Origin of the sequence: Acinetobacter nectaris CIP 110549 (assembly GCF_000488215.1) — a bacterium.
Taxonomy (GTDB): Bacteria; Pseudomonadota; Gammaproteobacteria; order Pseudomonadales; family Moraxellaceae; genus Acinetobacter; species Acinetobacter nectaris.
Map to the genome: position 1 here is coordinate 858,473 of NZ_KI530712.1, position 11,655 is coordinate 870,127.

Here is an 11,655-nt window from a genome sequence, read left to right on the forward strand (position 1 = left end):
TGAGGGCTTTTTTATCATCTAATTAAGCTTTTACTGTAACTAGAATCTGAATTGCTTCAGGCGTTACAGAAAGATGATCCAATAAACTTAAACCTTCTGCTTGTAATCGCTGTAATCGTTCAATTTCATCTTTACGAATACTTGGATTAAATGCTTTCAAATAAGTTAAACGATCAATCTCATATTGCCACTGTTTCCCATAATTCTCTTTAGCTTGCTCTTTCAACATCGGTAGCTTTTCTTTTGCTAAACCTAAAGCTTGCTCATAACGCTCTTCAACAGTATCACGTCGAGCCTTAACAATTTGACGACAACTATTACCATCTAAATGTTTAAGGTGTGGGCGCAAGATTTCAGGAGCAATTTTTTGTGACAGATCTTGTCCATTTTCACTGAGTAACACACGGATTAATTGCGTTGGCAAACTTGCAGGAAGACTCAATGCTTTTGGTGCAATAACATCTACCTTAAACCATACTTCAACCAATACAGCCCCAGGTTTAATCGCATTTGATTTAAGTAAGGCAACATTCGTACTACCAAAAGATTGTGTACGAATCATTTCCATCATACTTTCAATGAATGGATGCTCTAAGGTTAAATACTGTGCATCTTCACGAATTTGCGCTTGATCACGATAGAACGTTGCCGTCATACCATCTTCTTCAAGTGTTAAACCTTGCACCTGCATTTGGTCCGTTGGCTTAATAATTACTGTGCCATTACTTTGCTCATCAAAATCGATATTTGTAGAAGACATAAATCTTTTTACAAACATTGGTAATGTTGAGTTGTCATCATAATCATCTAAAGCTTGCACAATATTCTGAGCCACAACAGGACGACATGAGTTATATTCGAGTAAGCGATCTCGACCTTCTTGCATTTCTTGCTCTAATGCCTGACGTTGAACAGTCACACGTGTTAGAACATCTTCAAACGCTTGACCTTTATTTTCAAGTAAGCAATCTTTCAACTCTACAATAAAGTTCTCTTGTAATGTCTGTGCTGTTGGCGAAATATGATTAAAAATATTTAACGCTTCATTATACCAACGGAACATTCTTTCTTGTGCTGTTCCTAGCAAGTAAGGTACATGAATTTGAATACGGTTTTCCTGACCAATACGGTCAAGACGACCAATACGCTGTTCAAGCACATCAGGATTTGCAGGCAAGTCAAATAAAATTAGATCGCTTGCGAACTGGAAGTTACGCCCCTCTGAACCAATTTCAGAGCATAGTAAAATTTGTGCGCCGCCATCTTCAGCAAAATATGCCGCAGCCTGATCTCGCTCTAACAAACTCATACTTTCATGAAACATTGCTGTACGAATACCTGCATGCAAACGTAAGGCATTCTCTAATGCTTCTACCACAGGGCCACTGCGTGCAATCAGTAAAACTTTTTTCTGTTTGAGATCCTTCCGTAAAATCTCCATGAGCCATTCAACACGTGGGTCATGTTGCATCCAAGCACCATCAATTTGCGCTTCTTCAGGCCACATTTGTTCACGTAACTTACCATTTTTAGACCATGTACTTGGTGCAGGTAATGGTGCAGGCTGACAGTCTCGACCCGGGAAACCTTGAATGGCCTCGCGAGTATTCCTAAATAAGATACGTCCTGTACCATGACGATCAAGAAGTTCTTGAATCGCTTGATAACGTTGGTCTTCCTGATCTTGTATGCGATGCCCAAGTAGCTTTTCTACAATTTGTAGATGATCTTCTGTGAGCGGTATATCAGACATTAAAACTTCAGCAATTTTTGCAGTATGTTTATACTTTTCTTCTTCATCTAAGAAACGATCTAAACTACTAAAACGCTGTGGATCTAATAAGCGTAAACGTGCAAAGTGGCTTTCTACACCCAATTGTTCAGGTGTCGCAGTTAAAAGTAAGACACCTGCGGTTTGCTCTGCAAACTCATCTACAAGATCATAGCGGTCATTGCCGCCTTCTTCTTCATTCCACATCAAATGATGTGCTTCATCGACAACGAGTAGATCAAATCCTGCTTCTAACGCTTGCTCACGTAAATCTTCGTGATCGACCATTAAGTCTACGCTTGCAATAATACACTGTTCCGTATGGAATGGGTTTAGCTCAGGATCATGTTCACGAATTGCTGCTGTACGCGTCAAATCAAAAATAGAGAAGTTTAGATTGAAACGGCGACGCATTTCAATCATCCACTGATATTGTAATGAATCAGGAACAAGAATAAGAATACGCTCAGCACGCGCTGTTTTGAGCTGCTGATGGATAATTAAACCCGCTTCAATTGTTTTACCCAAGCCCACTTCATCGGCTAAAAGTACACGCGGTGCAAAACGCTTACCCACTTCATGTGCAATATAAAGCTGATGAGGGATTAAGCCTACTCGTGCACCAACCAAACCACGTAATGGATTTGATTGCATATTCGCTTGCATTTGTAATGCTTCTATACGTAAGTCATACCAAGCTTTTGAGTCCACTTGACTTGCAAGTATACGATCTAATGGTTTAGAAAGTTGAATATGTGCACCTAAACGCGTTTCATTGAGCATCTTTCTCTCAACTTCACCATTTTCTAATGTACGCACAGCATGATAACGGATAACACCAAATCGCTCTTCAGCAGACTCAACATTCCAAATTAAACCTTCTTGATCATGTAACTCATCTTTCGTATTAAAAATAATACGAGATAATGGCGCATTCGTTTTTGCATAAACACGCGTTTCATCACTCTTAGGAAATAAAATGCTGACAGAACGCTCATCCACATCAATAACAACACCTAGACCGAGTTCCGTTTCTGTATCGGATAACCAACGTTGACCAATAGCGAACTGTTGCAATTTTCTCACCTTTTTTTAAAGTCATACTAAAAACAATGAAAGTGTTCTTAGTTTTAATACAAATATTTTCGCATAAAAATCACTAAAAAGTGAGTTTGAAATACGATCAATTTTTTAAAATATGTTAAAACGGTACAGCACATTCAAAATGTAACTGTTTGTCTGTATATGGATGGTAAAAATCTAACTGGTATGCATGTAAGCATAAACGATCTGACCATGTTTGCTGTTCAGCTGATGCATACAATGTATCACCAACTATAGGATGTCCCAAATACTGCATATGAACACGCAACTGATGAGCACGACCTGTAATAGGTGTTAATTGAACACGTGTCACCCAATGACCATTGAGTTCAAACTGCTCTAATACTTCCCAATGCGTAATCGCAGGCTTCTTGTGAGATTCATCTACAATATGTAATGGCGGACGTGTTTCATCGTAAATTACTGGAATATTAATTTCACCTTGGCCTGTTAACTTTCCAACAACCAAAGCTTGATATATTTTTTTTGTTTGACGCTCTTGAAACTGTCTAGAAATTTTATTTTGCCCAAGTCTTGTTAAAGCAAAGACTAAAATCCCAGATGTATCTCTATCTAATCTATGAATCAATAATGTTTTTGGTTCTAACGCAGTCAATCTTGTAAGTACACTGTCATACAGTGCTTCACCTTTACCTGGCACACTGAGTAATCCTGCAGGCTTATGAACAATCATAAAGTCTACATCACGATGAATCAAATGTTCGGTTAGAAAATTACTCAAAACTTAGTCCCAAGCCAATCGCGAAAAATAAGGCGTGCCATGATAAAAAGCTTAGATTAGAAATACAATAGAAAATGTCTTACATATTGTATTTTTTAATAATTTATATGGTTTTCAGGTAAATACGTCATATTTTGTATTAGATACATACAAAGAATTTATTGAATAGCATAAAAAAAGCCACTGAACTATTCAGTGGCTTTTTAGAATTTGGCGGAAGCGGTGAGATTCGAACTCACGGAGGGGGTAAACCCTCGTCGGTTTTCAAGACCGGTGCATTAAACCGCTCTGCCACGCTTCCATGTGCGGTATATTATAAATATTCCTGCCTTTGATCAAGCAGTTTTAAACAAAAAATGACTCAACTGAATATTGTTTCGCCAAATTATGAATTTTTGATTAAAAAGTAACTTTACGAATGCCCTTTTGGTACAAGTTTTGAACTGTGGTGCAATTTTGCAACTGAGAATATATATAAGCAAGCGATTAAACTTAGTACCGCAGAACTCATAAGCCAAAATGCTGGTGTACTTTGACTTCCTGTTTCTTTAACAATATATGTTGAAATTACAGGTGTTAAGCCACCAAATACCGATGTAGCTAAACTATATGCAATTGAGAAACCTGCTGTACGCACAGATGCTGGCATAATCTCTGTTAAAGTTACCACCATTGCACCATTATAAAAACTATACATTAGAGAAAAACAGCTTAAGACGATCAACATTCTTGTAAGTGTAATTTCTGTAGTAAGCCAGTTTAGAAGTGGATATGCAGAAAATAAAATCAGAATTGTCATTGTCATCAACATGACTTTACGTCCAAATTTATCTGCTAGCATTCCACCAATAGGCAATAGAATAAAGTTACTTACTCCAACAGCAATTGTCGCAATAAGACTTTGCTTCGTTGTGAGATGTAATACTTCTTTACCATATGTTGGTGTATATACCGTAATAAAGTAGAACATCGTTGTTGTGGTTGCGACCATAAGCATTCCTGCAACGACGACTTTCCAATTACTTAATAAAGTCGCAAAAATTTGCTGCATTGTTGGAATTTCTTTTCTATTTTCAAATGCTTCAGTTTCTTTTAGATTTCCACGCAAATAGAAAATCACTGGAATAATAATACAGCCAACAATAAATGGTATACGCCAAGCCCATTGTGAGACTTGCTCAACTGTGAAAATTTGGTTTACAGCAAAACCCAATACAGCCGCAAAAATAACAGCTATTTGCTGACTTGCCGACTGCCAACTGGTAATAAACCCTTTATTATGCTCATCTGCAATTTCTGACAAATATACAGAGACACCGCCAAGCTCTACACCCGCAGAGAAGCCTTGTGCTAAACGACCAACCAATATGAGCAGTGATGCTGCAAGACCAAGCGTTTCATAGCCAGGTGTAAAAGCTATTACCAAAGAGCCAAAAGCCATAATGGTTAGCGTCACCATCAGCCCTTTTCTTCTACCTATACGATCAACATATGGACCCAATACAAGCGCACCAATTGGTCTCATAAAAAAACTAACTGCAAAAATTAAAAATGTTTTAATAAGCGCCGCATAAGTACTCTCTGAATGGAAAAATGTTTCTCCAATAAATTTGGCGTATAACCCAAAGAGAAAAAAGTCATATTGCTCTAAAAAATTCCCACTTGTGACATTAAAAATATCACGTATACGAGATTGCTGACGTCCTGCTTGCATCTCGACACTCCTAGTCGCTTTACTAAACTAACCCAAAGCGTATGTATAAAACGTTTACTGAAACTTAAAAAAATCTTACCTATAGACTAAAGAATGGCCGTTTTTATACTAAAGTAGAAATCACTTTTTCTTTTTTCCTCAATAAAAAAGGATGGCTGAGCCATCCTTTTTATAACAGTATTTTATTTACGATTAACGTTTATCTAAAGAAATCGCACCAGGACCCGCTACTGCCAATAATAGAAAGCCACCCATAATACTAACGTTTTTATAAAAATTAATCATATTCATTTGAACTGCATCACCTGTCATCGACCAATACGCATGACCAATAATAGCTGTACCCAAAGTATATAGTGCAAAGACAATAGCTAATGGTCTAGTATAAAATCCAAGTATAATAAGAATTGAACCCACTACCTCTATTAATACTGCAATTGCTGCTGCAAGACCGGGCAATGGCGCATGTAAAGATGCCATATAACCGACTGTCCCACTAAATCCAATCATTTTAGGCAATCCAAAAAGGATAAATAAAACGATAAGTAAGATACGTGCAACAAGTAAGAAAAATGATTTTGATGATCCGAAATCGAAATAACGTAGATTATTCACTGTAGTATTCCTATATTTGGTAACTTATATAATATGTACTTATTTTAGTCATTCATGATTTAAAGAAAACATCACAAAAAGCCTTCTCTGTTCTATAAATAGAACGAGATAATTTCTATTTATTTTCCATGTAAGCAAAGACTTTCTTAAAATTAATATTATCCATGCATTTAGAGTGTATTATTTTATAATTTTTTTGTTTTGATACACTATAAATCGATTAATGTATTCCTGCATTTTGCACCAAACGCGTAATACCTGTAACAATCATATCTATCGCAATCGTACCAATCAGCAGAGCTGATAAGCGACCAACAATATCAAAGTAATAATCGACATACTTTGCATGCTTATAGCGCAAATTATCATGCAAAAATTTCATTAGCATTAAAATAGAAGATGTCAGCAATAAGGTCACGGCAATAACTGCTATTGCACCCCAAATTTTTATATCCATACCCATTACAACAGCAGCACTAATCGTACCCGGCCCAATCATAAAAGGCATGGCAACCGTCCCTGCTAGATGCTCAGGTGCAGCACGAATATCACCAATCGTGTCTGCACCTTGAAAGACATAGCGATAGCCAATCACCAAAAAGATGATTCCTCCAAATATTTGAAATGATTCAAAACGTACATTTAAGTATCTATTAAAAATCGCTTCACCACCCCACGCAAAAAAAACAAATACTGCATAGGCAATAAAACTGCCTTGTATTAATGCTTTATTAAATATTTTCGCATCTGTGTTTCTAATCATCCCAACCATATAAATACTCATAAGGAATGGGTTTAGAAGCGAAAATAACAACGCAAACGAGTGAATATAAGAGGTTAACATCTTATGGCGCTACTCAAAAATACTAGTCTTTAGGGTCTGGGAAACTTAGTGTTTTACCTACTGTTGTTTCACGGTTTAAGTGCAAGAATGTTAAATGACGTTCATATTTATCTAACACATCATTAATGACTTGCTCTTTGTCATAGCCCATTAAGTCATTCCCCTGACTACCTTCAAACAAGAATGTTTCTAAGCGGTAGTAATAAGTATTTCCTAATTTGCTACGTTTACTAAATTCAGGGGCATGATAACGCTGTGGCCAAATTTGGTAAACAAAATTTTGCTCGTCATGTAAATCCACCGTTAAGTCAATATGGTAAAGTTCGCTATCTAGCTCCTCTTCCATATTATTAATCGATAGATTAACAGCAACCCCCTTTTCTTTCAGCTCTTTCATTACTTCTTCTAATGCTGGATTACATACATCATTCAGCATCTGTAATGTTGCTTTTTTCCCGGGATGGTGCATTACACGTGATAAACGTTGTTTCCAATTTAAAATATCAACGTTACCAACTACAGGGGCTGCATTTAACAATGCACTTTGTGAACGATGATCTTCTAACCTTAATGATTTTAAAATGCCTATCATCACAAAAATCATCACAAAGCTAAATGGTAATCCCATGATGACGGTTGCTTTTTGCAAAGTACTAATACCATTCGACATCAGCATTGCAATTGTAAGAACACCAATGACGACAGACCAGAAAATACGAATCCAGTTCGGAGCATCACTATTTACATCTTTTAAGCGATAACAGAAGCTACCAAGAACAATTGCCCCAGAATCTGCTGAAGTTACATAGAACAATAAGCCTGTAATAAAGGCTAAAACAGCAGTAAACGAGAACCATGGGTAGAAAGATAAGAGCTTGTAAAAACCAAGTTCAGGCTTTGCTAAAATTTCTTGAGCAAACTGTAAATTACCATGAATAATTTGGTACAACGCACTATTACCCATAACAGATAACCATGCAATAGTGAATAAGATAGGAATAATTAAAGTACCTACAACAAACTCACGAATTGTACGACCTTTTGAAATACGTGCTAAGAACAAGCCAACAAATGGCGCCCATGCAATCCACCAAGCCCAAAAGAATAGCGTCCAGTCACGAACCCACTCTGTTGTATGCTTATTCTGATCTTGGTTATATGCAAAAGTATCTAAGGTCATTGATGTAAAATGACTAAGATAATCACCAATATTTAGAACTAAGCCATTGAGTAAAAACTTCGTATCGCCTAAGAATAAAATAAATAGTAAAAGACCAATTGCGAAGTAAATATTTAACTCAGCAAGGAATTTTACACCCTTATCTACGCCCGTTGTTGCGGAAATAATACTAATACATACGGCAAAAACAACCAGCCATGATTGCACAGTTAAACCTTCGTGCACACCAAAAATTAGTGATAAACCATAGTTTAACTGTACAACCCCAATACCACAGGTCGTTGCAAGACCAAAAATTGCACCTAAAATTGCAGCAATATCTACAAGGTGCCCGATCATGCCATTCACCCGATCTCCAAATATTGGATAAAGTGCAGAACGGACAGTCAGTGGTAAATTATAACGGTAAGCAAAATAGCCAAGTGCAATACCAATTAAGGCATACATACACCAGCCCGTTAGGCCATAGTGGAAAATAGTCCATGTAATTGCTTGGTGTGCAGCATCAATTGTTTGACCTTGTCCAACAGGGGGCTGCATGTATTGTGTAATCGGTTCAGCCACTGAGAAGAACATTAAGTCAATGCCTATTCCCGCTGCAAAGAGCATAGATGCCCAACTGATCATACTAAATTCAGGTTTAGAGTGTTTAGGCCCTAACTTAATTTCACCATAGCGAGAACAAGCAAGAAAAAGAACAAAAACAATATATAAGGAAGCTATTGCAAAGTAATACCAGCCAAATGTAGATGTTACCCAATCTAATACCACATCTAACGCTTTCGAAGCTTCGGCATTAAAAAAAATGGTAAATAGGGAAAACACCACCACAAGTCCCGCAGAAAAATAAAAAACCACACGGTTAAGTTTATCTTCAGTCGGTACAATCTTGTGAGTACTGGAGGAGTTATCTTGATTCATACAATCCTCTTTTTATTCATAAAAAATAACTTTTACTTGATGTAAAAGTTTTAAATGCACAAACTTGTGTCTAACTTATAAGCACCTTTATTCACCATAATACTCAGATTATAGATATTTAGGCACTTATACATTCGATGTAGCTACTGCACTTTATTTTTCGAAGATGTCACACATCTAGGACAGGTCTGCAAACCTGATGGTTCATCTAAAAAGCGAGAAATGAATGAATCTTTCATATTTATAATAGAATTAACTCGCCGAGTTAAAACTATAGAATAACGATATGACAGAATATAGATCCAGTTACAAAGATACTGATTGAATCTTATTCGGTTTACACCAACTTTAATACCTTAAAAAGGATTAAAGGATAAATTATGGCATACAGTACATCCTACTGTATTTAAAAACCCTCACGACTTTAATGTTCCACCTAAGTTTCATCAAACCTAGCCCTAATAACTAAACAACTACTCATTTAGAAACGAAAATACAGTAAATCAACAACATTTTCATGGTCGATTATACACCAATTGATTGAACGTTCAATCAATGATATATTATTGTGCAAATCAGGCGATATTATCGTTAAAATACATCATTTCTTAACATGAAGATGGCATTAGGTAGTATGAATACAAGTCGAGTAAAACCTGAGCACATTCGTCGCGAGCAGATTATGAATGCTGCTTTTGATGTTATTTATGAACTTGGTTTAACCAATACGACCATTGCCAAAATTGCAGCAAAAGCAGGGTTATCCACAGGTATTGTGAGCCATTACTTTGGTGATAAACAAGGTTTAATTAATGCTTGCATGCGTGCAATGCTGAATGAGCTAAGACTGCAAACAGATCAATATCGGGCAGACTCAGATAGCCACCCTGCTGAAACGATTAAAGCAATTATTGACTCAAATTTCGATGCAAGCCAAACAAGTGCGAAAGCAATGCGCTTATGGCTAGAGTTTTGGGCAGCAAGTATGCATACCCCTGAACTACAACGTTTGCAAAAAGTAAACGATCAAAGATTATACTCTAATTTAAGGTATTACTTCCTTAAATTGTTACCAGAACAACAAGCAGATATTGCAGCACGAGGTATGGCAGCACTCATTGATGGTCTTTGGTTACGAGGTAGCTTAATGAGCTATCAAGATACATTTGATGCAGCGCAAGCACGCCATATTGCTTACAACTATTTAAATACACAGATTAAGTTGCAGGAGATTGAATCATGAGTAACACACCTGTTCATCCGCTTTATATTCACGGTGAATACGTAAATTCATCACAAGATAAAACCTTTGACACCATAAACCCTGCAACTGGTGAGGTTATTGCACATATTCAAAGTGCATCTAAAGAAGATGTACAAAAGGCTGTTGAAAGTGCACAGCAAGGGCAAAAAGTTTGGGCTGCTATGACAGCTGTAGAGCGTGCACGTATCTTACGTCGCGCTGTAGATCTACTTCGTGAACGTAATAATGAGCTAGCAGAACTTGAAACTTTAGATACAGGTAAAGCATATAGCGAAACATCTACAGTAGATATTGTTACAGGTACAGATGTTTTAGAGTATTACGTAGGTCTCGCAACTGCAATTCAAGGCGAACAAGTCCCTTTACGTGACTCTAGCTTTTTCTATACACGTCGTGAACCTTTAGGTGTTGTCGCAGGTATTGGTGCTTGGAACTACCCTATTCAAATTGCACTTTGGAAATCTGCACCGGCTCTTGCAGCAGGTAATGCCATGATTTTCAAACCAAGTGAAGTTACACCACTCACTGCATTTAAATTGGCTGAAATTTACACTGAAGCAGGTGTGCCTGCTGGCGTATTTAACGTTGTTCAAGGCTTTGGTGAAGTTGGTGCAATGCTTGCAGAGCATCCTGTCATTGAAAAAATATCATTTACAGGCTCTGTCCCTACAGGCAAAAAAGTAATGGCAACTGCTGCAAGTTCTTCTTTAAAAGAAGTAACTATGGAGCTTGGTGGTAAGTCACCACTCATTATTTGTGAAGATGCAAACCTTGAACGTGCAGCAGATGTTGCAATGATGGCTAACTTCTTTAGTACAGGTCAAGTATGTACAAATGGTACACGCATATTTGTTCCTAAAGCCCTCAAAAATGATTTTGAACAGGCTCTTCTAAAACGCGTAAAAAATATTCGCCTTGGGCACCCAATGGATGAACAAACCAATATGGGGCCTTTAGTCAGTTTCCCACATATGGAAAAAGTACTTTCTTATTTAGAAAAAGGTAAAGTACAAGGTGCAACTGTACTTTGCGGTGGTCAACGTGCAACAACAGATTCACTTGCACAAGGTGCTTATGTAGAGCCAACAATTTTCACTGATTGTTCAGATGATATGGACATTGTAAAAGATGAAATTTTTGGCCCTGTGATGAGTGTACTCACTTATGAAACAGAAGAAGAAGTGATTACTCGTGCAAACAATACTCACTTTGGTCTTGCTGCGGGTGTTGTCAGTGAAAATATATCACGTGCACATCGTATTATTCATCAAATTGAGGCGGGTATTTGTTGGATTAATACTTGGGGAGAATCACCTGCAGAAATGCCTGTGGGTGGCTACAAACAGTCAGGCGTTGGGCGTGAAAATGGGATCTCAACTTTAGAGCACTATACACGCATCAAATCTGTACAAGTTGAAATGGGCGAATACGCGTCTATTTTCTAAAGCTTCTCCTCATTTGAGGTATACACATATGCTGTATGCCTCTTTCCTATATTAC

Annotated in this window: 8 protein-coding genes and 1 tRNA gene; 2 read left to right on the plus strand and 7 right to left on the minus strand. The window is 37.3% G+C overall.

The genetic code is table 11. From position 1 onward, the window contains the following. Window positions 1-22: 22 nt before the first annotated feature. The 7 genes from rapA to betT form a co-directional block, all read right to left on the minus strand. Window positions 23-2,857, minus strand: coding sequence for an RNA polymerase-associated protein RapA (gene rapA / locus P256_RS04435; RefSeq protein ID WP_040331643.1), 2,835 nt, complete (start codon window positions 2,855-2,857; stop codon window positions 23-25). Window positions 2,858-2,972: 115 nt separating this feature from the next. After that, a complete protein-coding gene (locus tag P256_RS04440) occupies window positions 2,973-3,617 on the minus strand; it encodes an RluA family pseudouridine synthase (protein ID WP_023272485.1) in 645 nt (214 codons plus the stop codon). A 211-nt stretch (window positions 3,618-3,828) separates the two neighbouring features. Next, window positions 3,829-3,918, minus strand: a tRNA-Ser gene (locus tag P256_RS04445). Window positions 3,919-4,029: 111 nt separating this feature from the next. Beyond that, window positions 4,030-5,331, minus strand: coding sequence for an MFS transporter (gene tcuC, locus P256_RS04450; RefSeq protein WP_023272486.1), 1,302 nt, complete (start codon window positions 5,329-5,331; stop codon window positions 4,030-4,032). 192 nt (window positions 5,332-5,523) lie between these two features. Next, entirely contained in the window at window positions 5,524-5,946 is a 423-nt protein-coding gene (locus P256_RS04455) for a DoxX family protein (protein WP_023272487.1), read from the minus strand. A gap of 220 nt (window positions 5,947-6,166) precedes the next feature. Continuing rightward, window positions 6,167-6,790, minus strand: a complete 624-nt coding sequence (locus tag P256_RS04460; protein ID WP_040331644.1) for a MarC family protein — start codon at window positions 6,788-6,790, stop codon at window positions 6,167-6,169. Between the two features lie 22 nt (window positions 6,791-6,812). Beyond that, window positions 6,813-8,891: a choline BCCT transporter BetT gene (gene betT / locus P256_RS04465; RefSeq protein WP_023272489.1), complete on the minus strand. Its 2,079-nt coding sequence runs from the start codon at window positions 8,889-8,891 to the stop codon at window positions 6,813-6,815. Between the two features lie 634 nt (window positions 8,892-9,525). Here betT and betI point away from each other — a divergent pair. Then, window positions 9,526-10,134, plus strand: a complete 609-nt coding sequence (gene betI, locus P256_RS04470; RefSeq protein ID WP_040331813.1) for a transcriptional regulator BetI — start codon at window positions 9,526-9,528, stop codon at window positions 10,132-10,134. Then, window positions 10,131-11,600 carry a betaine-aldehyde dehydrogenase gene (gene betB / locus P256_RS04475; protein ID WP_023272491.1) on the plus strand — a complete coding sequence of 490 codons (1,470 nt, stop codon included), beginning with the start codon at window positions 10,131-10,133 and terminating at the stop codon, window positions 11,598-11,600. Before betI ends, betB begins: the two co-directional genes overlap by 4 nt. Window positions 11,601-11,655: the final 55 nt, after the last annotated feature.